Source organism: Pseudodesulfovibrio thermohalotolerans (genome assembly GCF_021353295.2).
GTDB classification, from domain to species: Bacteria; Desulfobacterota; Desulfovibrionia; order Desulfovibrionales; family Desulfovibrionaceae; genus Pseudodesulfovibrio; species Pseudodesulfovibrio thermohalotolerans.
Genome location: NZ_CP120635.1, coordinates 2,382,126 through 2,404,278, shown reverse-complemented (window position 1 = coordinate 2,404,278; position 22,153 = coordinate 2,382,126). Strand labels below are relative to the sequence as shown.

24 protein-coding genes and 2 tRNA genes are annotated in these 22,153 nt (G+C 58.8%); 18 read left to right on the top strand and 8 right to left on the bottom strand.

Annotated features, from left to right (window positions below; translation table 11 throughout):
• Positions 1 to 7: 7 nt before the first annotated feature.
• Entirely contained in the window at positions 8 to 661 is a 654-nt protein-coding gene (gene thiE / locus LF599_RS11510) for a thiamine phosphate synthase (RefSeq protein ID WP_279520857.1), read from the top strand.
• A gap of 2 nt (positions 662 to 663) precedes the next feature.
• Complete coding sequence (thiC, locus tag LF599_RS11505) at positions 664 to 1,968, top strand: phosphomethylpyrimidine synthase ThiC (RefSeq protein WP_279520856.1); 1,305 nt, start codon at positions 664 to 666, stop codon at positions 1,966 to 1,968.
• 79 nt (positions 1,969 to 2,047) lie between these two features.
• Here the strand turns inward: thiC and LF599_RS11500 are convergent, their stop codons facing one another.
• Positions 2,048 to 3,118: a peptidylprolyl isomerase gene (locus LF599_RS11500; RefSeq protein WP_279520855.1), complete on the bottom strand. Its 1,071-nt coding sequence runs from the start codon at positions 3,116 to 3,118 to the stop codon at positions 2,048 to 2,050.
• 423 nt (positions 3,119 to 3,541) lie between these two features.
• On the opposite strand from LF599_RS11500, the gene LF599_RS11495 reads away from it, so the two are divergent.
• Positions 3,542 to 4,192: a hypothetical protein gene (locus tag LF599_RS11495; protein ID WP_279520854.1), complete on the top strand. Its 651-nt coding sequence runs from the start codon at positions 3,542 to 3,544 to the stop codon at positions 4,190 to 4,192.
• A gap of 126 nt (positions 4,193 to 4,318) precedes the next feature.
• Here the strand turns inward: LF599_RS11495 and LF599_RS11490 are convergent, their stop codons facing one another.
• The 5 genes from LF599_RS11490 to LF599_RS11470 all read right to left on the bottom strand — a co-directional run bounded on the left by LF599_RS11490 (position 4,319) and on the right by LF599_RS11470 (position 8,182).
• Positions 4,319 to 5,722 carry a DASS family sodium-coupled anion symporter gene (locus LF599_RS11490; protein WP_279520853.1) on the bottom strand — a complete coding sequence of 468 codons (1,404 nt, stop codon included), beginning with the start codon at positions 5,720 to 5,722 and terminating at the stop codon, positions 4,319 to 4,321.
• A gap of 278 nt (positions 5,723 to 6,000) precedes the next feature.
• Positions 6,001 to 6,077 (bottom strand) — tRNA-Met (locus LF599_RS11485).
• 480 nt (positions 6,078 to 6,557) lie between these two features.
• Positions 6,558 to 6,995, bottom strand: a complete 438-nt coding sequence (locus tag LF599_RS11480) for a hypothetical protein (RefSeq protein ID WP_269942328.1) — start codon at positions 6,993 to 6,995, stop codon at positions 6,558 to 6,560.
• Between the two features lie 116 nt (positions 6,996 to 7,111).
• Positions 7,112 to 7,939: a helix-turn-helix domain-containing protein gene (locus LF599_RS11475; RefSeq protein WP_279520852.1), complete on the bottom strand. Its 828-nt coding sequence runs from the start codon at positions 7,937 to 7,939 to the stop codon at positions 7,112 to 7,114.
• 166 nt (positions 7,940 to 8,105) lie between these two features.
• Positions 8,106 to 8,182, bottom strand: a tRNA-Met gene (locus tag LF599_RS11470).
• Positions 8,183 to 8,343: 161 nt separating this feature from the next.
• On the opposite strand from LF599_RS11470, the gene LF599_RS11465 reads away from it, so the two are divergent.
• The 3 genes from LF599_RS11465 to LF599_RS11455 are packed head-to-tail and all read left to right on the top strand — an operon-like array spanning position 8,344 to position 10,029.
• Positions 8,344 to 9,066: a glycosyltransferase family 2 protein gene (locus LF599_RS11465; protein ID WP_279520851.1), complete on the top strand. Its 723-nt coding sequence runs from the start codon at positions 8,344 to 8,346 to the stop codon at positions 9,064 to 9,066.
• Positions 9,067 to 9,068: 2 nt separating this feature from the next.
• On the top strand, positions 9,069 to 9,329 hold the full coding sequence (locus LF599_RS11460; protein ID WP_279520850.1) for a lipid A biosynthesis domain-containing protein: 261 nt from the start codon (positions 9,069 to 9,071) through the stop codon (positions 9,327 to 9,329).
• Entirely contained in the window at positions 9,316 to 10,029 is a 714-nt protein-coding gene (locus LF599_RS11455) for a TVP38/TMEM64 family protein (protein WP_279520849.1), read from the top strand. Before LF599_RS11460 ends, LF599_RS11455 begins: the two co-directional genes overlap by 14 nt.
• Here the strand turns inward: LF599_RS11455 and LF599_RS11450 are convergent.
• Positions 10,026 to 10,622, bottom strand: a complete 597-nt coding sequence (locus LF599_RS11450) for a phosphatase PAP2 family protein (RefSeq protein ID WP_279520848.1) — start codon at positions 10,620 to 10,622, stop codon at positions 10,026 to 10,028. The two genes, LF599_RS11455 and LF599_RS11450, sit on opposite strands and share 4 nt — an antisense overlap.
• A gap of 96 nt (positions 10,623 to 10,718) precedes the next feature.
• Between LF599_RS11450 and LF599_RS11445 the strand changes: the two genes are divergently transcribed.
• Positions 10,719 to 11,852 carry a glycosyltransferase family 4 protein gene (locus LF599_RS11445; protein WP_279520847.1) on the top strand — a complete coding sequence of 378 codons (1,134 nt, stop codon included), beginning with the start codon at positions 10,719 to 10,721 and terminating at the stop codon, positions 11,850 to 11,852.
• 215 nt (positions 11,853 to 12,067) lie between these two features.
• On the opposite strand, the gene LF599_RS11440 is transcribed toward LF599_RS11445, so the two are convergent.
• Entirely contained in the window at positions 12,068 to 13,018 is a 951-nt protein-coding gene (locus LF599_RS11440) for a UDP-glucuronic acid decarboxylase family protein (RefSeq protein ID WP_269942625.1), read from the bottom strand.
• Between the two features lie 186 nt (positions 13,019 to 13,204).
• On the opposite strand from LF599_RS11440, the gene LF599_RS11435 reads away from it, so the two are divergent.
• From LF599_RS11435 to LF599_RS11385, 11 genes are all read left to right on the top strand, one after another.
• A complete protein-coding gene (locus LF599_RS11435) occupies positions 13,205 to 13,909 on the top strand; it encodes a 2-phosphosulfolactate phosphatase (protein ID WP_279520846.1) in 705 nt (234 codons plus the stop codon).
• A 10-nt stretch (positions 13,910 to 13,919) separates the two neighbouring features.
• Positions 13,920 to 15,254 carry a GGDEF domain-containing response regulator gene (locus LF599_RS11430; protein WP_279520845.1) on the top strand — a complete coding sequence of 445 codons (1,335 nt, stop codon included), beginning with the start codon at positions 13,920 to 13,922 and terminating at the stop codon, positions 15,252 to 15,254.
• Between the two features lie 290 nt (positions 15,255 to 15,544).
• Positions 15,545 to 15,922 (top strand): NADH-quinone oxidoreductase subunit A, encoded by a 378-nt coding sequence (locus LF599_RS11425; RefSeq protein WP_279520844.1) that lies wholly within the window; start codon positions 15,545 to 15,547, stop codon positions 15,920 to 15,922.
• The gene (locus tag LF599_RS11420; protein WP_269942339.1) at positions 15,901 to 16,446 is read left to right on the top strand and encodes an NADH-quinone oxidoreductase subunit B; all 546 of its coding nucleotides are present in this window, start codon (positions 15,901 to 15,903) and stop codon (positions 16,444 to 16,446) included. Before LF599_RS11425 ends, LF599_RS11420 begins: the two co-directional genes overlap by 22 nt.
• A 2-nt stretch (positions 16,447 to 16,448) precedes the next feature.
• On the top strand, positions 16,449 to 16,976 hold the full coding sequence (locus LF599_RS11415) for an NADH-quinone oxidoreductase subunit C (RefSeq protein WP_269942340.1): 528 nt from the start codon (positions 16,449 to 16,451) through the stop codon (positions 16,974 to 16,976).
• Between the two features lie 42 nt (positions 16,977 to 17,018).
• Positions 17,019 to 18,191 (top strand): NADH-quinone oxidoreductase subunit D, encoded by a 1,173-nt coding sequence (locus tag LF599_RS11410; protein ID WP_279520843.1) that lies wholly within the window; start codon positions 17,019 to 17,021, stop codon positions 18,189 to 18,191.
• A gap of 10 nt (positions 18,192 to 18,201) precedes the next feature.
• Positions 18,202 to 19,176, top strand: coding sequence for an NADH-quinone oxidoreductase subunit NuoH (nuoH, locus tag LF599_RS11405; RefSeq protein WP_279520842.1), 975 nt, complete (start codon positions 18,202 to 18,204; stop codon positions 19,174 to 19,176).
• An 11-nt stretch (positions 19,177 to 19,187) separates the two neighbouring features.
• Positions 19,188 to 19,775 carry a 4Fe-4S binding protein gene (locus tag LF599_RS11400; protein ID WP_269942341.1) on the top strand — a complete coding sequence of 196 codons (588 nt, stop codon included), beginning with the start codon at positions 19,188 to 19,190 and terminating at the stop codon, positions 19,773 to 19,775.
• 1 nt (position 19,776) lies between these two features.
• Positions 19,777 to 20,286, top strand: coding sequence for an NADH-quinone oxidoreductase subunit J family protein (locus LF599_RS11395; RefSeq protein ID WP_279520841.1), 510 nt, complete (start codon positions 19,777 to 19,779; stop codon positions 20,284 to 20,286).
• Positions 20,287 to 20,595 (top strand): NADH-quinone oxidoreductase subunit NuoK, encoded by a 309-nt coding sequence (gene nuoK, locus LF599_RS11390; RefSeq protein WP_269942343.1) that lies wholly within the window; start codon positions 20,287 to 20,289, stop codon positions 20,593 to 20,595.
• Positions 20,596 to 20,597: 2 nt separating this feature from the next.
• Positions 20,598 to 22,145 carry a monovalent cation/H+ antiporter subunit D family protein gene (locus tag LF599_RS11385; RefSeq protein ID WP_279520840.1) on the top strand — a complete coding sequence of 516 codons (1,548 nt, stop codon included), beginning with the start codon at positions 20,598 to 20,600 and terminating at the stop codon, positions 22,143 to 22,145.
• The last annotated feature ends 8 nt before the right edge of the window (positions 22,146 to 22,153 follow it).

The window sequence follows — 22,153 nt, the reverse complement described above, 5'->3', positions numbered from 1 at the left end:
AGAAAGCATGACGGCTTTTACGAGGAAAAATATACTGGATACGGACATATACTGTCTGACAGCCGAGAAGTTCTCTCTGGGCCGCTCCAATGTGGAGGTTGTCCGGGAGATGCTCGGCGCGGGCATCAAGCTCGTCCAGTATCGTGAAAAGGAAAAGAAGGCGGGCGCAAAGCTCGAAGAGTGCCGCATCATTCGTGAGATGACCCGTGAGGCCGGGGCCGCCTTCATCGTCAACGACGACATCGACATCGCCATCCTGGTGGGCGCGGACGGCGTTCACGTCGGCCAGGAGGACCTTCCCGTGGAGGAAGTGCGCAGGCTTGTCGGCGAGGACATGGCCATCGGGCTGTCCACCCACAGCCCCGAGCAGGCCCTCGACGCGGTCCGGCGCGGTGCGGATTACATCGGCGTGGGCCCGGTATTCCGCACTTACACCAAGGACGACGTGGTAGATCCCGTGGGATTCGAATATCTCGACCACGTGGTCGCCAACCACGACATTCCCTTTGTGGCCATCGGCGGCATCAAGGAACACAACATCGGCGAGGTTGTCCGGCGCGGCGCACGGTGCGTGGCATTGGTCACCGAGATCGTCGGTGAAAAGGATATCCAAGCGAAAATAACCGCCCTCCGAAGCAAGATCGAAGCGGCGAAGGAGTAACCATGTCTTACACTACCCAGATGGACGCCGCCCGGAAGGGCATCGTCACCCCCCAAATGGAGACCGTGGCCCGTAAGGAGAACGTCCGCATCGAGGATCTTATGGCGCGGATGGCCAAGGGATCGGTCATCATCCCCGCCAACAAGAATCACAAGAACCTCGACGCCGAAGCCGTGGGCGAGGGGATGCGGATCAAGATCAACGTCAACCTCGGCATCTCCAAGGACTGCTGCGACGTCGAGCCCGAGCTGGAAAAGGTCCGCGCCGCCCTGGACATGAAGGCCGAGGCCATCATGGACCTGTCCTGCTACGGCAAGACCCAGGAATTTCGCAAAAGGCTGGTCGAGATATCTCCGGCCATGATCGGCACCGTGCCCATCTATGACGCCGTGGGTTTCTATGACAAGAACCTCCAGGACATCACCGTGGACGAGTTTTTCAAGGTGGTCGAGCGGCACGTCGAGGACGGCGTTGACTTTCTGACCATCCACGCTGGTCTGAACAAGCACACCGCGGAAAAGGTCAAGACCGCCAAGCGGCTGACCAACATCGTCTCGCGCGGCGGTTCCCTCCTGTTTACCTGGATGGAGATCAACAACGCCGAGAACCCGTTCTACGAGCACTTTGATCGTCTTCTGGATATTTGCGAGCAGCACGACGTCACCCTGAGCCTTGGCGACGGCTGCCGTCCCGGCTGCCTGTACGACGCGACCGACGCCTGTCAGGTGGAGGAGCTCATCACTCTGGGCGAGCTGACCAAGCGTGCCTGGGAGCGCAACGTCCAGGTCATGATCGAAGGCCCGGGCCACATGGCCATGAACGAGATTGCCGGCAACATGATGATGGAAAAGCGGCTGTGCCACAACGCCCCGTTCTACGTCCTCGGCCCCCTGGTCACCGATGTCGCTCCCGGCTACGATCACATCACTTCCGCCATCGGCGGAGCTATCGCGGGCGCGGCTGGCGCGGATTTCCTCTGCTACGTCACTCCGGCCGAGCACCTGCGTCTGCCCACCCTTGAAGACATGAAGGAAGGCATCGTCGCGACCCGCATCGCCGCCCATGCCGCCGACATCGCCAAGGGCTACCCCGGCGCAGTGGATTGGGACAACAACATGGCCAAGGCCCGCGCCGCCCTGGATTGGGATGCCCAGTTCGACCTGGCCATGGACCCGGTCCGGCCCGTCGAATACCGCAAGTCCTCCGAGCCGGAGCACAAGGATTCCTGCACCATGTGCGGCAAGATGTGCGCCGTTCGCAACATGAACCGCGTTCTCGAAGGCAAGGATATCCAGCTCGACGATTAATTGTTGAGTAACGGCAACATATAAAACTCCCGGGGGAATTGTCCTCCGGGAGTTTTTTTGTTCCGTTTTCGGGCTTTCCCTATTCGGGTTTGCGCGCGTAGGCGATGAACAGCGGGTCGCTCACGCCCTTGGTTTCGAGGAACCGGGGATCGTCCCGGTCGCGCCAGTCGTTGCGGATGGAGATGGTGCCGGGCTCGTGGGTGAAACCAGCCATGCGCAGGTATTCGAGGGCGAGGCCCATGCGCTCGAAAGGGTGCAGCTCACGCCAGCCCCGGATGGCGCAGGCCGGGTCGAAGGCGTCGGTGGAGGCCAGGATCACGGGCGCGCCGGGTTGGAGGAAGTGGTCGATATAACGCAGGATATCCACCGGACGGTCCATGTACTCAAGCGCACAGAGGCATACTGCGGCGTCGTATTTGCCCGAGGGTCGTTCGGAGTCCGGGGAAAGGTCCATGACCCGCATACCGGGGGCGATGAACCTGTCGAGCACGGTTTGGTAGTTGCGCAGGGCCGCGCCGTCCGGTTGGGGGATGCGGCAATTCTCGTCGAGGTCCCTCTCGCGGTCGAAGAATGCGGGGTGGAAAAAGTCCGGCGGCTCGCCGTCGAGCATGGCCTGCATTCCGGGTCCCCAGTCGCAGACGGTTTCGCGCCAATGGGTCAGTGAGCCGTATGCACCGGTCTCGCGCGGCTCCAGATATTGGATTTTGGCTTCGATGGTCACTGGGACGTCGGCCAGCGGGTGATTGCGGTCGGCGGTGAAGGTGTCGTCGTCGAGAGCGGTCAGCCTGAACGGGGTCAGGGTGTCCGGGTAGATGTCCAGGAGGCCATCGATGTGGCCCTGGGGATAAAAGCGTCCCACGCGCGGGAGGATCGGCTCGCCCGAGACCGTCTTGCGGCGTAATCGGTCGCGGTTCAAGGTCAGGACCAGGCTCCCTCGGCGGCGCGGGATGCACAGGCGCGGGTTATAGGAGAACCGTACGGATTCACCGGCCCTCTTGCCTTCCAGGGCGTCACGCATGTCGCGAGGAAAGATGTCGTTCACCGGGTTGGCTTTGCGGCCCAGGAACCATTCCTCATGGCGTTCGCCGTCCAATTCCCAGGTGACGGTAAATTCCAGCGCGCCTATGGCGTTGTCGTTGAATGCAATCATGATGCGTGGATAATGGACATAAAAAAGGCGGGGTTGCAAGCCCCGTCATGAAGATTCCCCGGCAACTCGTCCATGAAGACGAGTCCTCTTGCGCGGGAGGGCGTTCGCAGCCGTTGTGTTTTTTATCCGGCCCACGTCGAGCCGAGGTACCGAGAAAACGTCCCGGGGTTGCCGTCGGATGTAAAGTGGTATAATAGTCTATGGTGAGAATCCAGTATTCGATAAACCGGGCCTCGTGTCGACCTGGCGCAACGGTTTTTACCGCTGGACAACGCCATTTGCGTGTCCAAGGCGGGCGGTCATGAACCTCGACAGGTTGGGTGTTTGAAGCGCGGCCCGTGTTGACGATAGCTGTTTATCGTGGCGCAGGCGTTCAAACACGGTATCTTTTCGGAGGTGCCCCTTTTATCCTAGGAGGCTCTCATGGCGGAATCGGCCCCCCTATATAACCCGATGCTGGTGGAGCTCCCCGAGCCCGGCAAGGTGGCCGAGTTCACGCTTCGTTCCGATGTGCCGGTCGTATTCGGCTTCTATGTTTCCGAGGTCGTTTTTTCCAGTGACGGCAACGACCTTGTTCTGACCGGCGAGAACGGCGGAGTGGTCATTTTCAAGGATTACCTGATTATGGCCCGGGAAGAAACCTTGCCCGATTTCGAGCTGCACGGCGGAGAAGTGGTGCCCGGCAGCATCTACCTGTTCGCCTTCTCCGATGGCGCATCGGACGTGGAGACCGCCGCCGGGCCCGATGAGGACGAGCCGCAGAGCATCGAGGTCCTGGACCAAATCGATTCCAGGGGCGGCCTGATTCCGGACGCGGAAGACGATTCGACTTCGGATGCGATCTCCATACTCGGCGGCCACGAGGGCGACATTCTGACCTACAATGAACTATTTTCCGACGGCAGCCCCGACCTCTCGTCCAATCTTGTCGATGAGCCGGGGTATCTGCCGTCGTTGCTCGGCGCGGAGCCTCATGGGGCCACGGTCAGCCTGTATGCGGTTACTCTATCCGATATTTTTGATCCCATGGACGACGCATTGCAGCACTTGGTGGATTTCCACCACACCCTGTAGATTGTTTCCCCGTCACGCGAGTTGACCCGGTCTTTTGGCCGGGTTTTTTTGTCGGGCCACCATGCGGTTGGTCCGTTTGGCCTTTTATTGACGTTGTAAGTTATTTTTATTCGTTATAATAGGTGGTTAGAGATAAATTGCCGTCACCGCGATCATCGACAGCAGGTAGAAAAGACCGAATATGCCGCCCAAAGCCCACCAGCGGGCCTGGCTGATGTAGCCAGCACCGTACCAGATGGGCGACGGCCCGGTAGCGTAGGGGGTTATGATGCCCATGAGGCCCAGGGAACCGGCCAGCATGAGGGCTATCTTTGGCAGCATCTCGGGTGGCACCAGCGGAGCGGCCGTGGCCATGAACAGCGGGAGCAGAGCCGTGGTGTGCGCCGTGGTGCTGGCGAAGAAGTAGTGGAGTACGAAGAAGAGAACGACGAGCAGGACCACCACCGTTGCGGGAGCCATGCCCGTCAGGTTGGCGGAGATCATTTCGCCCACCCAGGCGAGCACGCCGGTCTGCTTGAGCCCGGCGGCCATGGCGACCAGGGTGGCGAACCATGTCAGGACATTCCATGCGCCCTTGTTGGTGATGACATCCTCCCAGGATATGATGCCGGTGAGAACCATGAGGGCTAAGACGAATATGGCGGCCACTGTGGAATCCACATGCAGTTGCTTGCCGAATACCCAGAAGATCAGGGCCAGAAGGGCGTAGCTGAGCATCATCAGTTCCTTGACGCTGATGCGACCCATCTTGCGCAGTTCCTCGGCGGCCCAGGCCGGGGCTTCCGGAGAGTGCTTCAATGTCGGGGGATAGATCACATAGCCCAGCCATGGGGTAAGGATGAACAGCGGCAGCATGGCCGGGATCATGACCTTGGCCCAATCTCCCCACAAAATGGCCACCCCCGCGCTTTTCTGGATCATGTCCACGGCCAGCAGGTTGGGAGCAAGAGCGGTCAGGAACATGGAGCTGGTTACGCAGGTGGAGCTGATGCCGACCCAGGTTAGGTATGCGCCCATTCTGCGCGGCTGGTTTTCCGGGGTCGAGTCGAACATGGGCGGGATGTTGCTGGCGATGGGGTAGATAGTGCCCGCGCTGCGCGCCGTATTGGACGGCATGAACGGAGCCAGGACGGCGTCCGAGAAGGCGATGGCGTAGCCAAGGCCCAGGGTGGACCGTCCGAGGCGGCGGATGAGGTGTAAACTGATCCGTCTGCCCAGCCCCGTTTTCTGATAACCGAGAGCGAACATGAAGGCCGAAAAGATGAGCCAGATGACGCCGTTGGAGAAGCCGGACAAGGCCCAACTGCGGTTGACCGCGGGGGTGGGGCCGACGAGTCCGAGAACCGCTGTCAGGGCGACGCCCGAAAGGCCCACCAGGGCGGCCGGGACGGGCTCGATAATGAGTCCGACCACGACGCCCGCGAAGATGGCGAGAAAATACCACGCCTGCGGACTCAGTCCTTCCGGAGTGGGCAGGGCGGCCAGAACGGCGGCAACGATTACCGGGGAAAATTTCAAGAGTGTCTTCATGGCATCAACCTCGATTCGGCGCGTTGTTGGCGGTGAAGTTGAAGAGAGAGGCTGTCGACGGGGCCTGTCTGTGGGATGCGGCAGGAAAGTCTGCATCCCCATTTTTATACATGCCTGAACAGAGAGGGAGCGTCAATTCGCCATTCGGAGATCAACGGGTGTATTGCGCCTGACTTCGGAAGAAGTGGGAAGGGTAGGAAGAATGCGGATTTTGGTTGGGAGTGGGAGGGCAAAAGAAAAAGCGGTTGCATCGAACTTGATGCAACCGCTTGATTTCTTGGTAGCGGGGGCAGGATTTGAACCTACGACCTTCGGGTTATGAGCCCGACGAGCTACCGTACTGCTCCACCCCGCGTCATGTGAGAAGGTGTATCTAAGTTGGTCGGCGGGAATTGTCAACAGCAAAAATACGTTATGTTGGAGCGGGGGGCTGATGAAACGGCTTCGACAGATCGGGAACTGATGAATTCCGCTATAGGGGGCCAGCCAATATGAGAAAGGCAGGGAGTGCCTGGGGGACGTAGGACGAACGCGGGACTTTCGCGGTACGCATTCGGAACGATCTAGGTATTCCGGTGCTTTCGTGACATTCCGACTTATCTGGTCTGGTTGACCAGGTCGCTAAAAGAGGCCGTTTTTCTGAAATGAGAATTTTCCAGAAAAATGGCCTCTTTTTACATTCAAAATGAGAAAGCTAGCTTTACCACACTTCCGTGGCTTGAAATTAGCGTATGCTCGGATTCGGGAGCAATAAATAGCTAAAAACTAATTTTGAAATTTCATCTCCAAAAAACACAATTAGTTTGCTTCGATTTCGGAGCAAAGCGGCTTTGGGCTATTTAGGCAATTCACCCATAAGAGACATACACATAGCAGCGGCTTCAGCCACTCCAACATTTTGGACATCGCCAGCAAACGTCTCATCAAGACACTGCTTAAGCTCTGTGGCTAATGGCTTGTCGATTCTGTTATGCAACACAGCCACAAAATCCACACACGCAGTCATTCTCTTGTCGTCCGTGGCTTTGTTCCACTCGTGGCCGGTGCCTTTGGCGAGCGGTTTTTCTGTTTGCTCTACGTTCGTGGGTGCCGAGTACGAGCTTGGTTCGTCAGGGGCTGTCGCACCTAAAGCTGTGATCAATACGACGAGAGTCGCGCCTAAGACTACGGCAACTTTTCCTCGTGATGCCATTTTGACCAGCTTCGGTTTGATCAAGCCAAGGATAAGGGCCAGAAACACTATAAAAACTAACAATCCAAGCAATGTTTGCATTTTTTCATCTATCCTGTAGTTGAGATTGCTGAGATTTCGAGAACGTGATACTTTTAGGCATGATTATTCATACAACTCAGCTGGTTGTATCCTTCTAAAAAGTAATACCTTTCCTGTTACGCGGTTTCCTGGAAGTCTTCGTCGGACATCTTATCTGGTGCTGCACGAGCTCTCATTTCCGCAATATCAAGTCGCACCCTTAATTCAGTGACTTCTACTCTAATGTCGCCGTTTTCTTTCAATAGCTGCCTATTCTCGGCTGAGAGTTCTTTATTTAACTTTCTCTCATCGTCCAACATAGCTGCTAGCAGTTGAGAGCTGGGAGAAGCATCTGGAGGGGCGTCCGATTTTGGAGAAGGCGAAGAAGCAGAAACGATATCCTCATATGTCTTCACCACTCCATACCAAGGGCTAAATCTAGCTAGACCATCCAACTCGGAGATAGTCATCCGAGAGCTAATCGTCTGAACATTAACTTCTTGAAAGCTCTTACGAATCAATTCAATTTCATGCTGCCTAGGCTCTTTGTCCAAACTCAGCTCCGAACGAACAAGCTGCACGGCTCCATTTTTGAATTTCAATAAGTGATTGATCCCATTGTCAATGACTTCGTTCATGAATTGAATCTCAATCACCACAGAAAGCTTGTGGGCATTGTCGATCAGGTACTTAGCTGCAAGTGAGTTCGTCCAGATCTCTTTGACAGCAGGGATTCCTCCATCCCGTCTCATTTGGCCGACTCCGAAAAAAAGCCAATCAGCACTTACATCGAATTCGCTTGCGACCTTTTCTATCCAACCGGATGGAATTTGTTCTCTTTTTCTTGCTCCGGCAACGGACGGAGCCTTGATGCCAAGAACCTTCGCCAGCTCAGTATCTTTCTTAACGCCCGTCGCCTCAAAAATGCGACCAAGCTTCTCTTCAAACGCTTTCGTACTTTCCACGTCGAACTCCGAATCCGCCGGGTACGGCGGGCGATGGCAGGGGGATGGCGGCCATTGGTGCAGGTCGTTTTTCCCGCCGTTAACAAAAATGATTTCCACCACCGGGCAAAAGAGAGGGCAAAGAAAAAGCGGTTGCATCGAATCTGATGCAACCGCTTGATTTCCTTGGTAGCGGGGGCAGGATTTGAACCTACGACCTTCGGGTTATGAGCCCGACGAGCTACCGTACTGCTCCACCCCGCGTCACGTGAGAAGGAGTTTCTAGGTTGGGCGCGGAAAATTGTCAACAACAAAATCTAGAAAATTCCAAAAAAGTTTTTGGAACCGGGGCGGCCGCTGTCCGGCCGGGGAAGGGCAAGCTAGAAGTTTACAACCGCTGCCGAATTCCGTAGAGAATCACCCCTATGAGCAACGCAGAAAAATTTTCCGTGGTTCTGCCCGTTTTCAACGAGCAGGACAACCTGCAGACCCTGTTCGCCGAGATCAGGGCTGCGGCCGAATCTACGGGCCGCCCCTGGGAGGCCGTGTTTGTGGACGACTGCAGCACGGACCGGAGCCTTTCCATTATCCGGGATCTGGCCGAGAGGCATCCCGAAGTGCGCTATGTCGCCTTTGCCGAGAACCGTGGTCAGTCCGCGGCCTTTTGCGCCGGGTTCGACGCGGTCGAGTCTGATATCGTGGTCACCATGGATGCGGATTTGCAAAATGATCCCGCCGACATCCCGGACATGCTTGCCGCATTCGGCCGTGACTGCGAGATGGTCATCGGCTGGCGCGCCAAGCGCAGGGACACCTTCATCAAGCGTATCTCGTCCAGGATCGCCAACAAGATTCGCGATTCCATCGTGGACGACGGTGTGCACGATACCGGCTGCTCCCTCAAGGTCATGCGCACGGACCTGCTGCGCAGACTCCCCCGGTTCAAGAACATGCACCGCTATTTCCCTATCCTGATGAAGATGGAAGGCGCGCGTATCCGTGAGGTCAAGGTCAACCACCGGGAGCGCGGGGCGGGCGTGTCCAAGTACGGCACCCTGGATCGGGCCATGGCCGGTATCTACGATCTCATCGGCGTCAAGTGGCTTATCAAGCGGCACATCGGCTATACCGTCAAAGAGAAAAAATAGGCATGAGCCTGCCCGAATACTGGTGGCTGCTGTTCCTGGCTACGGTCGTCCAGGGACTTTTTTTCGTACGAATCTTGGTTTTACGAATGCGCGGCAAAAAGGTATATTCCCTGTCGCGTCCGGCGCGGGCGGCCCTGGCGGTCTCCGGTTTGGCCGGTCTGGCTTATGGGTGGTTCCAGCGCGATCCGCTGTTCTTCCTGGGCCAGGTCTGTCTGCTGATTCTCTACTACCGCATACAGCGGGAGCGAAATGACCTCGGATAAACGAGAATCCAACCTGAATTACAAATCCCTGGCCAAAGGGCTCATTATGCTCGCCGCTCTTGGCGGTGCCGTGTACATCTCCAGGGCCGTGGGTTTGGGCGACATGCTTTCCGACACCAAGTGGTTCAATGACCACGTGCTCGGGAGCGGTCCGCTGTCGGTTGTCATCTTTCTGGCCGTGGGCACTGCCTTTACGGCAGTTGGGCTTCCCCGCCAGCTTGTCGGTTTCCTTGGCGGATTCGCCTTCGGAGCCATTGGGGGCACGTTGCTGTCCACCCTGGGCGCGGGTCTGGGTTGCGCCGCGGCCGCCCTCTACGCCCGCATGGGCGGGCGGGATCTGGTGGAGCGGAAGCTCGGTCCGCGCGTACACAAGATCAACCGTTTTCTCCAGCATGAACCGTTCAACACGGCCCTGGCCATCCGGCTGTTTCCCCTGGGCTCCAATCTGATTACCAATTTGGCCGCCGGGGTCAGTTCCATCCCGCTCATGCCGTTCGTGCTCGGCTCGACGCTGGGCTATATCCCGCAGAATTTCATCTTCGCTCTTTTCGGCGCGGGCATGAACCGGGAATCCGCCACGGGCGTGGCTTTGTCCGTGGGCATGAGTATCGTGCTTTTTGTGGTTTCCGGGTGGCTGGGCATTCGCGTCTACCGGCGTTATCGTCGGCAGGCGGGCGTCCCGGAGGATATGGAGGATTAGTCCGGGCGCAGAGCCGGGTATCGGCGCGAAAGTTCCTTCCATAGGAGCCAGACCGCTCCGGCGATGACCACGCCCCATAGCCATCCGGCCAGGACGTCCGTGGGAAAATGCTTGCCCAGATAGATGCGGGAATAGCCTGACAGGAGCGACACGAGAAGCGGCCATCCCTTGAGGCTCGGCCACAGGAGCAGGGCGAGGATGGCGAGGGTCATGGTGTTGGCGCAGTGGGCCGACGGATAGGACGTGCCGCGTTCCTTGGTGCGGACGAAATTGTCCGGCCGCGCTTGCCATCTGCCGTCTTCCACGAAGCGGGTTCCGGCCACGACGTTGAGTGGACGGAGCCGGAAAATCTGGTCTTTGGCCAGCTTGGTGGTGAAATCGGAGACCCCCATGCCCGCCAGCAGGACAATGAAGAGTATAAGCTGTTTTTTCCCGCCCTTGATTACGGCCGCGATCAGGGCGGCGGCGAGAAGGACCATGAGCACTGCCATGGACGAAAAGAGCGGCATTATGAAATCCAGCAGACCGGAATTCCAGTGCTGGTTGATGAGCAGAAAAAGTTGCAGGTCCCAGGCGGGGGTGGCGAAAAACATGGTGTTCCTCTCAAATTTTGGAATGCATAGCCGTCTTTGGCCCGGCGGGCAACCTTTGGGTTGCCGAACACGGAGAAACGACTGAGAGTCGGATGCATGGATAAAGCTGTGAAACAAGGTCGGCTGGCGGTGACCATGCCCCGGCTGAGCCGGTACGGCGGGGCCGAGTCCTTTGCCTGGCGTTTGAGCGAGGCTTTGACCGCGCGTGGTCATGAGGTGGATTTCATTTGCGCCCGTTGCGAGACCGAGCCGCCGGACGAGGTGAATCCCGTGGTGCTGGGCAGGTTCGGGGCTTTCAGGCTGGTCAAGGTCCTGTGGTTCGCCTTTGCGGCGGACAGGGCGTGTCGGCGCGGCGGGTACGACCTGGTTTTCGGCATGGGCAAGACCCTGAACCAGGATATCCTGCGCATCGGCGGCGGTCCGATTTCCAAGTTCTGGGAACTCTCCAGGCGGGCGTGGCCCGAGGGATTCGCCCGCTCCTTCAAGATGTTTCGCCGGAGGCTCTCCCCCGGCAACTGGGCCGTCTTCGTCATCGACCGCCTTCGCATGAAGCGGACTCCGCGCATCGTCTGCGTTTCCCATTTGGTCCGCGACTGGTTGATCGAGGCCCATCCTTTTCTGCGCAGGGAAGAAATCGACGTGATCTACAACCGTCCTGACCTGGCGCGGTTTTCGCCCGTCGGCGAACAGGAGAGACTGCGGCTTCGGGCCACGGCGGGCATTCGCGAGGATCAGGTGGTCGTGGCCACGGCGGCGACCAATTTCGCCCTCAAGGGGGTGCGGCATCTCGTGGGGATGCTGGCCCTGTTGCCCGAGAATTTCGTCTTGCACGTGGCAGGCGGGCGCAACCCCGGCAAGTATGAGCGGGAGGCCCGGGAGCTCGGGGTGGCCGACAGGGTGCGGTTTTTGGGCAAGGTGGACGACATGCCCGCTTTTTACCGCGCGGCCGACGTGTTCATCCTGGCGTCCTTCTACGACGCCTGTTCGAACGCCGTACTCGAAGCCCTGGCTTGCGGCTGCCGGTCCGTGTCGAGCGCGATGAACGGCAGCGCGTACTTCCTTCCGAAACGATGGGTCTTTCCCGATCCGGCCGATGAGCGGGCCATGGCGGACGTGGTAGCCCGCGTGGCTGAAGAGCCGAAGCCCGGCCCCTTCCATTGGCCGGAGGACCTGTCCTCGGGCCTGGAACCCTACGTGAGGATGATAGAGGCGAAGCTCGCCGAAAAATAGCCGGTTCGGCTCAACGCAAAACGGCCGGGGGAAGGACATCCCCCGGCCGTTTTGCGTTGAGCCTGCCAAATTACAGCTATTTTGCGTCCCGCTGAACAGCCTTGCGCCGCAGGCGCGGAAACGGGACGCAGGGGCGCGAGTCCTTGCCCGCCGGAATCGAAATCATTCGGAACAGCCGCGAAGCGGCCTTCATCGTATGCCTTTGCAATCCGGGATTAGAGGGAATTGAGCCTGTCCTCGAAGTATTTGATGGTCCGGGAAAGCCCGGTCCTCAGGTCCACGGTCGGCTTCCAGCCCAGCGTATCCCGGGCCAGGGTTATGTCCGGCCTGCGCTGCATGGGGTCGTCGGAGGGCAGAGCCTTGTGTACGATCCTCGATTTGGAGCCGGTCAGGTCAATGACCGCTTCCGCCAATTCGCGGATGGTGAATTCGTTGGGATTGCCCAGGTTCATGGGGCCGATGAATTCGTCGGCCGTGTTCTCCATGAACCGGATCATGCCGTCCACCATGTCGGTGACGTAGCAGAAGCTGCGGGTTTGCTCTCCGTCGCCGTAAACCGTGATATCCTTGCCCTTGAGTGCCTGGATGACGAAGTTGGAGACCACCCGTCCGTCGTCCATGGCCATGTGCGGGCCATAGGTGTTGAAAATGCGGCAAACCTTGATGCGCAGGGCGTGCTGGCGGTGGTAGTCGAAGAACAGGGTCTCCGCACACCGTTTGCCTTCGTCGTAGCAGGAGCGCAGGCCGATGGGGTTGACGTTTCCCCAGTAGCTTTCGGCCTGTGGATGGACTTCGGGGTCGCCGTAGACTTCGGAGGTGGAGGCCTGGAAGATCTTGGCCTTGAGCCGCTTGGCCAGTCCGAGCATGTTTATGGCCCCGTGGACCGAGGTTTTGGTGGTTTGCACCGGGTCGTGCTGGTAATGAATGGGCGAGGCCGGACAGGCCAGATTGTAGATTTCATCCACCTCGACGTACAGCGGGAAGGTCACGTCGTGCCGGACAATCTCGAAATAGGGATTGTCCAGCAGATGCAGGATATTGCTTTTGCTTCCCGTAAAGAAATTGTCCACGCAGATAACCTCGCGGCCCATGTCCAGGAGCCGTTCGCACAGGTGCGAGCCGAGAAACCCCGAGCCGCCGGTGACGAGTACGCGATTTTTCATCATGCCGCCCGTTTGCATGATATTCGGCGGTCCGTCAACCGGGAGGAAAGCCCTTTACTGTTCGGGGGCGGAAGGTTTAAGAGAAATGGTAAATAAATTTCGGATTTCCATGTTCCGCTTTTGATTCAACTGGTTGATGAGGTTTTTTCGGAGCGTGGCGGTCCGGCGAAAATTAGACAGGATTGTTCGATGATCGTGAATGTTGTTGAATGTTTGTCCGGCGCGCAGCGCGCCAAGGGGCTGGTCATAATCGTGGACGTCTTTCGTTCCACCACCCTGGGCTGCTTCCTGGTCGCCGGCGGGGCGGCCGAATACATTGTCACCGACAGCCTGGACAGGGCGCGGGCCATGGCCGCCGAGCGCGGCGGCAAGGTCATCGGCGAGCTGGTGGACGTTCCGACCAGCGAGTTCGACTACCTCAACTCTCCCGCGCTCATCGAGAAAGCGGACATTCGGGGCAAGACCCTGCTGCATGTGACCAACGCGGGCACCCGGGGGCTCATGGTCTGCACCGAGGCGGACGAGATTCTCATGGGCTCCTTTGTCAACGCCAAGGCCGTGGTGGACTACGTTCGCGCCAAGCAGCCCGAGGTCGTCACTCTGGTGGCCATGGGCACCGGCGGGACCATGCGCGCCCAAGAGGACATGATGTGCGCCATGTACATCAAGAACGAAATTGAGGAATATCCCAACAGCTTCAAGACGTTGAAGAAATTCCTCCGAGACGTGGATACTGCCGCGAAGTTCTTCGATGACGACAGAGAGGACTGCCCGGAAGAGGATTTCGATCTTTGCATGGACCTCGACCGCTTCGATTTCGTTCTCAAGGGAGAGCCGATCGAGGGCGGCGTGCGGCTTGTAAAGGTCCCCGTGCCTGGAGGGCAAAGCGCCTAGGGAGGGGAATATGAGTGACCTGGAGCAGAAGATTCTCACCGTCGACGACTCGCCGACCAACCTGGCTCTGCTCGGGCATATGCTGCGCGACGTGGATTGCCGGGTGGTCCCGGCGGCCGACGGAGCGGAAGCCGTGGAGTTGGCCCGGAACGATGATTTCGCGCTGATCCTCCTCGACATCCAGATGCCCGGCATGAACGGGTACGAGACGGCGGCCAGAATCAAGGAGCACGAGCGCAGTCGCCATGTGCCCATCATCTTTATCACCGCCATCTTTCAGGACGACGAGAACGTGCGCCAGGGCTACGAGACCGGGGCCGTGGACTACCTTCTCCGGCCCGTGGACGGGGATATCCTTCTCAGCAAGGTCAAGGCGTTCCTGGAAATGCATCGCAGGAAGGTGCTGCTTGAGCGTGAGGTGGAGCAACGGCGCAAGACCGAAGCCGCGTTGATCGTGGCCGAGGAAAAGTACCGCTCCATCTTCGAGCGGGCCATCGAGGGGATTTTTCAGAGCGATTCGAACGGCGAGTTTCTGGAGGTCAATCCTGCAATGCTGCGTATCCTGGGGTACGAGCGCATGGAGGAGGTGATCGGTAGGCCCGGCTTCAGAGACCTCTTCATGGCGGACGAGGGCGAGCGGAGCGTCTATCGGGAGCTTCTTGAACGGAAAGGGGCCGTGAGCGGCTTCGAGTTCCGCCTGCAAAGGCGTGACGGGAAGGTCGTGTGGTGCTCGGAGTCTTCAAGGTTGGTCCGGACGGCCAACGGCGAGTTCGTCGAAGGTGTCCTGGAGGACGTTACCGAACGCAAGAAGGTCGAGCTTGAGCTCAAGCGGTTGGCGAGCCGCGACAGCCTGACCGGCGTATCCAACCGGCATCGCTTTTTCGACCGGCTGGAGCATACGTTGGCCGTGGCCAAGCGGTATGGAACCATGGCCGCCGTGCTTTTCGTCGACCTCGACGCCTTCAAGAGCGTCAACGACACCTATGGGCACCAGACCGGCGACGATCTTCTGCGTAAGGTCGCCGAGCGGTTGCAGGGGCGCACCCGGGAGTCCGACACCCTGGCGAGGTTGGGGGGAGACGAGTTCGGCATCCTTCTGTCCGGCGTAACGGACCAGGAGGGGGTTTTGAGTTTTACCCGCAGCCTCCTCGACGTGGTCCGGCGGCCTTACGAGATCGACGGCCGGACGCTGACCATCGGGGCGACCATTGGCATCAGTTTCTATCCGGACGACGGCAAGGATACCGTGACCCTCATCAGCCGCGCCGACGCGGCCATGTATGGGGCCAAGAAAAAGAGAAGTACGGATTACGGCACGTTCGCCGAATATGATTCATCAAAATAGAAGACCCTTTTTTCAAGTGGTTTTTTCGGGGCGTTTCGCATTGTCGAAGCGCCCTTTTTTGTCATCCGAAGGCTGAATTCCGCGCCTTGCCGGGGGTGAAATGGCGTGCCGGATGGCGGTTCGGCGAGTGCCGTAGCAGAGTGAGGAAAATTACATACTTAGACGGTGGGTTCTAAACGAAAAAAAGCGCAAGGTGCTTGACTTAGCCCTTTTTTCGGGGCATGGAACTCGATAATTCTTGAAAATTTTTGTTTCAGGATTCCCGCAATTTTACTGCCAAAGGATGGGGTATGATTTTCGACTGGCTGCATTTTGCAATCGTTTTGTTTTTGCTCGCTGGCCTGCTCTTTGCCATCGGGCCGTTGATCCTGGCAGGACTGCTCGCCCCCAAAGCGAGGGGAGGGGATATCGGTATGCCGTACGAGTGCGGCATGATTCCCTACGGCAGTTCGTGGGCCCGGTGGGGCGTATCGTATTATGTATACGCCCTGATCTTCCTGGCCTTCGACGTTGACGTCCTTTACCTCTTCCCGGTCTCGGCGGCGTATGCTGACGCCGAAGGCTGGGTTCCCTTCGTAAAGGTCTTCATCTTCCTGTTCTTCCTTATTCTTTCCGTCATTTACTTTTGGGCGAAAGGGGTGTTCACATGGCCGCGCAGGATTCAGTAGTGCAACAGGATATGCTGACGACCGGCGGTCATCATATGGACCCGCCCATCGTCAACATGAAACTGGCTCAGGACATCTTCGACGTCTGCCGCTCCATGTCGCTGTGGCCCATGACCTTCGGCCTGGCCTGCTGCGCCATCGAGATGATGGCCACCGGCATGGCCCGGTTCGACATGGCCCGGTTCGGGGCGGAGGTCTTCAGGCCCTCGCCGCGCCAGTCCGACGTGATGATCGTGGCCGGCACCGTGACCAAGAAGATGGCACCGTCCGTGGTTCGGCTCTATGAGCAGATGCCCGGTCCCAAGTGGGTCATCGCCATGGGCAACTGCGCCATCTCCGGCGGGCCCTTCAAGATCAAGGACAATTACAACGTGATCCAGGGCGTGGACACGCTCATTCCCGTGGATGTCTACGTGCCGGGCTGTCCGCCCAGGCCCGAAGGCCTTCTCGAAGGGTTTTTCGAGCTGCAGCGACTGATCACCGGCAAACGTTGGTGGCCTGTCGCCGCCAAGGTGGAGGGCTAGCCATGTTGCAGGCTTTGGAAGGGGTGGCGACCCAGTGCGTCGCCAAACAGGACCCGGCCGTCACGGGCCATGTGTGGTCGGTCTTTCTGGCTCCGGGCCAGATCGTTAAGGCAGCGAGGAAGCTGTGCGAGGCCGAATATTCCCTTGAGGATATATTCGCCATGGACTTCGAGGAGGGGTTCCTCGTGCAGTACCACTTCAACAGATGGACCATAAACGAACGGATCGTCCTCCGCGTGCTCGTGAGTAAGGACAATCCCGTGGTTCCGTCCATCACCTCCGTTTTTGACGGGGCTGAGTGGCATGAACGCGAAACCCGCGACTTTCATGGTGTGGTCTTCGAGGGCAACCCGAATCTTGTGCCGCTGCTTCTGGCGGTGGAGGACAAGGACCTTTGCCCGCTGTGCAAGACCGACAAGGCGCGCAAGTCCATCAAGGACGTGCTTGCGCTGGGTGAAGTCGTGAGTTGCTCTGCGGAAGTTGAAGCGTTGTTTGCGGAAGCGGAGGCCGAGGAGGCCTCCGATGCGTAGGCCGGGGCGACCGGTCGGTATTAAAAACCGGACTGAGAGTGTATGTCGGCTTACCAAAATTTAGAACAGATGAAGGGTGATTTCTACACCCAGAAGTTCGAGGCCGGGAAGCAGGACGGTACCTTGATTATCAACATGGGTCCGCAACACCCGTCCACGCACGGCGTTTTGCGGATCGTGATCGAGGTTGACGGTGAATACATCGTTCGCGCCGAGCCCGTGCTGGGCTACCTGCACCGAATGCATGAAAAAATGGGCGAGACCCAGACCTGGGGAGGATTCATCCCCAACATGGGCCGCGTCGACTACGGTCACGCCATGGCCTGGAACTGGGCCTACGTGGGCGCTGTCGAAAAACTGATGGGCATCGAGGTGCCGGAAAGGGCGGAGTATCTGCGGGTCATCATGACCGAGTTCAACCGCCTGACCTCCCACTTGTTGTGGTGGGGCGCCTACATCCTCGACCTTGGGGCGTTCACGCCCATCATGTACGCCTTCGACGATCGCGAAATGATCCTGGACATCCTGCAGAGGCCGTCGGCCTCCAGGCTGACCTACAGTAATTTCCGCGTCGGCGGCCTGCAGATGGATTTCGACGACAAGTGCATAGAACTGATGAAAACGTTCATCCCGCACTTCCGAGCGAGATTGCCCATGTATCATGATCTCGTCACCGAAAACATCATCCTCCGGCGTCGAGTCGAGGATATCGGCATCATCGATCAGGACATGTGCCGCCGCTATGGCTGCACGGGTCCCGTGCTTCGTGGCGCCGGCGTCCCCTACGACGTGCGCAAGGACGAGCCCTACTCGATCTACGATCGTTTCGATTTCGAGATTCCGACGCAGGATACCTGCTGTTCGATGGGCCGCTACAAGGTCCGTCTCGCCGAGATGGAACAGAGTATGCGCATCATCGAGCAGGCGTTGGAGCAACTGCCGTCCGCCGAGGGCGGTCACATCGTGGACAAGGCTCCCAAACCGGCGATGAAACCGCCGACGGGCGAGGCCTACTTCAATGTGGAAGGGGGCCGCGGGAAGATCGGCGTCTACGTGGTTTCCGACGGCGGCAAGGTCCCGTACCGGATCAAGCTGCGCGCACCGGGTTTCTCCAACCTGAGCGCGTTCGCCGAGGCTGCCACCGGCACGCTTCTGGCCGATGCTGTGGCCATCCTGGGCAGCTTGGACCTGATTATTCCTGAAATCGACCGGTAGGGGGGAATCAATGAATGCATTCTTAAGTAATCTGATACCGTTGATCATTGCAGCGGTTGCCGCCATGATCTGGCTGGGGCTCAACGCCCTGGTGTGGGTCTACTGCGAACGTAAGTTCGCGGGCCATATCCAGCGTCGTCCCGGTCCCTTCGAGGTCGGCCCCCACGGTGTGCTCCAGCCGCTTATCGACGGTTTGAAACTCATGGGCAAACAGCTCCTGACTCCGGACAACGCGGACGCCGTCCTTTATTGGCTCGCGCCCCTTCTGTCCATGCTGCCGGTGCTGCTGCTCTTCCTGCCCATTCCGTACGGCCCGGTGCTGATCGGCATGGACGTCAACCTGGCCCTGCTCTTGATCCTGGCCTTCTCCAGTTTCAACGGACTGGCCGTGATCCTGGCGGGCTGGGCCTCCAACAACAAATGGGGCGTCCTCGGCGCGGCCCGTGCCGTGTCCCAGACCGTGGCCTACGAGATCCCGCTGCTTCTGACCGTGCTGACCGTGTCCTTCATGACCGGCAGCCTGAGTCTGCTGGACATCACCGTCCAGCAGGGCGGCCACATCGGCAACTGGTTCATCTGGAAACAACCCCTGGCCTTCATCATCTTCATTATCGCCATGTTCGGTGAAACCAACCGCGCTCCGTTTGACCTGGCCGAGGCCGAGTCCGAACTGACCGCCGGTTTTCATACCGAGTACTCGTCCATGGGCTTCGGCCTCTTCTTCATGGCCGAATACGGCTACATGGTGGTCATGTGTTCCGTCTGTTCCGTCCTGTTCCTGGGCGGGTTCAACGGCCCCTTCCCCGGCATCGAGGGATGGTGGTGGATGCTCATCAAGACCTACGCGCTGCTGTCGCTCATGGTCTGGGCACGCTGGACCTTCCCCCGCGTTCGGTTCGACCAACTGCTGAACATCAACTGGAAATGGTTGTTGCCGCTGGCCACCGTCAATCTGCTGGCCACCGCGCTGATCATGAAGTTGTAGGGGGAGTAACAATGGGTAAATTCAAGGAAAACGTCATTCAGCCGCTCATTGACTGCTGGTCTCTGATTGTCGGCCTCAAGATCACGGGCAAGTATTTTTGCAAGCCCCTGGTCACGGTCCACTATCCGCGCCAGGTCATCGACGACGAGAATCTGGAAACATACGGCGGGCACATCGAACTCATCGGCAAGCCCAAGGACCCGGCCACGCCCAAGTGCATCTCCTGCATGATGTGCGTGACCAACTGCCCGAGCAAATGTCTGTCTGTGGTCAAGTCCAAGCCTCCCAAGCCTACCGCCGAGGAGGAAGCGGCCATGAAGGCGGCCGAGGAAGCGGGGGAAAAGGTCAAGAAGCCGAAAGCTCCCAAGAACCCGGCCAAGTTCACCTACGACTACAGCCTGTGTTCGCTGTGCGGCACCTGCATCGACAACTGCCCGGCAAAGTCGCTCAAGTTCTCCAATGATATATATTGGGTGGCGACTTCCAGGAAAGAGATGAAAATCGATCTTCTCGCCCGGCTCAAGGAACAGGCCACGGAGCTTTCCGCGCCTGTCCCCAAGACCGAGGCCGCTTCGGCCGCGGCGGAGAAGGAGGCGTAATATGGAAGTCTTGGCAAAAATAGCATTCGGCGTGTACACGCTCGTCATTTTGGGCGGGGCCGTTCTCGCCGTGTCGAGCAGCAGTCTGGTGCGGGCCCTTATCGGCCTGATTACCACGCTCATCGGCGTGGCGGGGATGTATCTTCTCCTGGCGACCCCGTTCATGGCCTTCATGCAGTTGCTCATCTACGTCGGCGCGGTCAGCGTCCTGATCTTCTTCGCGGTCATGCTGACCCGGGCGGAGAAAGGCGGCGATGAGGCTGGCGCGGCACCCATGAAACGGTACGTTTACGGGCTGGCGGCCACCATGGCCCCGGCGGCCATTTTGGGCTGGCTGGTTCTGACTCGGCCCGTCGAGTCCGTGTCCCTGCCCGTGGAAGTGAGCATCAAGCAGCTCGGTGAAGGGCTGCTCGAATCCTACTTCCTGCCCTTCGAGCTGATCTCGGTCATCCTGATGGTCGCCATGTCCGGCGCCGTCCTGCTTGTCTGGGAAAAGAGGGGGAAGAAATAAATGAGCGCATTGACCTTATACCAAATCGTCGCGCTGATTCTCCTGTGCGCGGGCCTCTACGGCCTGACCCAACGCAGGAGCCTCGTCGGCATGTTGATCTCGGTGGAACTGATGCTCAACGGCGCGGGCCTGTCCATGGTGGCGGCGGCGCAACTGACCGACTTCAGCGCGGTCCTCGGGCAGCTCGGAACCTTGTTCGTCATGGGGCTGGCCGCAGCCGAAGCCACGCTGGTCCTGGCCATGGTCGTGGTTGTGGCGAGACGTTTTAAATCCGCCAAATCCAGTGACATCACTACCCTGAAGGAATAGCTATGATGGAAGGTGTAACTACATATAGTCCAATTCTTCTGCCGGTGGTGTTCACGCTGCTCACGCCTCTTTTCATCTACCTCTGTCGGGGAGATGACAACCGGCGCGAGGCGATCAGCTTCATCGGTGCGTTCCTGACCTTTGTTTCGGTGCTTTGGATGGCGCCGAAAGTCCTCTCCGGACAGGTCCTGTACTACCACGTAACCACCATCCTGCCGGGTATCACCATAGCCTTTGCGGCGGACGGGCTGTCCATGGTTTTCGCCCTGATCGCCCCGTTCCTCTGGTTCTTCGTGACCAGCTACAACATCGGCTACATGCGCGGGCTGAACGAGCACGCGCAGACCCGCTATTACGTCTGCTTCGCGGTGGCCATCTTCGGCGCCGTGGGTGTGGCCCTGTCGGCCAACGTGTTCACGCTCTACCTCTTCTACGAGGTCATCACCGTGTTCACGTATCCGCTGGTTTATCACCACGAGGATCAGGAGGCCAAGATCGGAGCCCGCAAGTACATCATCTACTTGATGGGTACCTCCAAGCTCTTCCTCCTGCCCGCCATGGTCCTGACCTACGTGCTGGTCGGCAACCTCGACTTCAATCTCACTGACATCCAGCACGGCATGTTCTCCGCACAGGTCGTCGCCGAGCATCCCAGACTGGTGGCTCTCACCTACTGGCTGTTCATCTTTGGTATCGGCAAGGCGGCACTCATGCCGTTCCACAACTGGCTCCCGTCGGCAATGGTCGCGCCCACCCCGGTTTCGGCCTTGCTGCACGCGGTGGCGGTCGTCAAGGCGGGCGTCTTCTGCGTCAGCCGCATCGTGCTCTCCGCTTTCGGCACCAAGACCGCCGCAGCCCTGACCATGAGTCAGGTCTACGTCGGCTCTCCCGGCACCTGGCTCGGCGACCTGAGCATCGGTCTGGGCACGGCCTACATCGCGGCCTTCACCCTGACGGTGGCTTCGTTCATCGCTCTGACCAAGGACGACATCAAGGCGCGACTGGCCTATTCGACCGTGGCCCAGCTCTCCTACGTCGTCATCGGCGTGACCATGCTGGTGGATACGGCAGTGCAGGGCGGTGTTATGCATATCGCCCACCACGCCTTCTCCAAGATCACACTCTTTATGGCCGCGGGCGCCATCTATGTCGCCTGCCACCTGAAGAAGATCAGCCTCATGGATGGCCTTGGACGCCGTATGCCGCTGACTTTCGGCGCATTCGGCATAGCCTCCCTGTCCATGATCGGTATGCCGCCGGCCTGCGGCTTCGTCTCCAAATGGTACCTGGTCAACGGCACGCTCGATTCGCACCAGTGGCCGCTGCTTTGCGCGCTGCTCCTTTCGACGGCGCTCAACGCGGGCTACTTCGTGCCCATCACCTACCGGGCCTTCTTCAAGAAGCCCCGGCCCGAAGCCAACATCGGCCAGTACAACGAGCCGTCCATGACCATGGTCATTCCGCTGTGCGTAACGGCGTTCATCTCGGTGTTCTTGGGTCTGTATCCGCAGACGTTCCTGAACTTCGTCAACGCTTTCGGCAAGTTCTAGGGGGTATA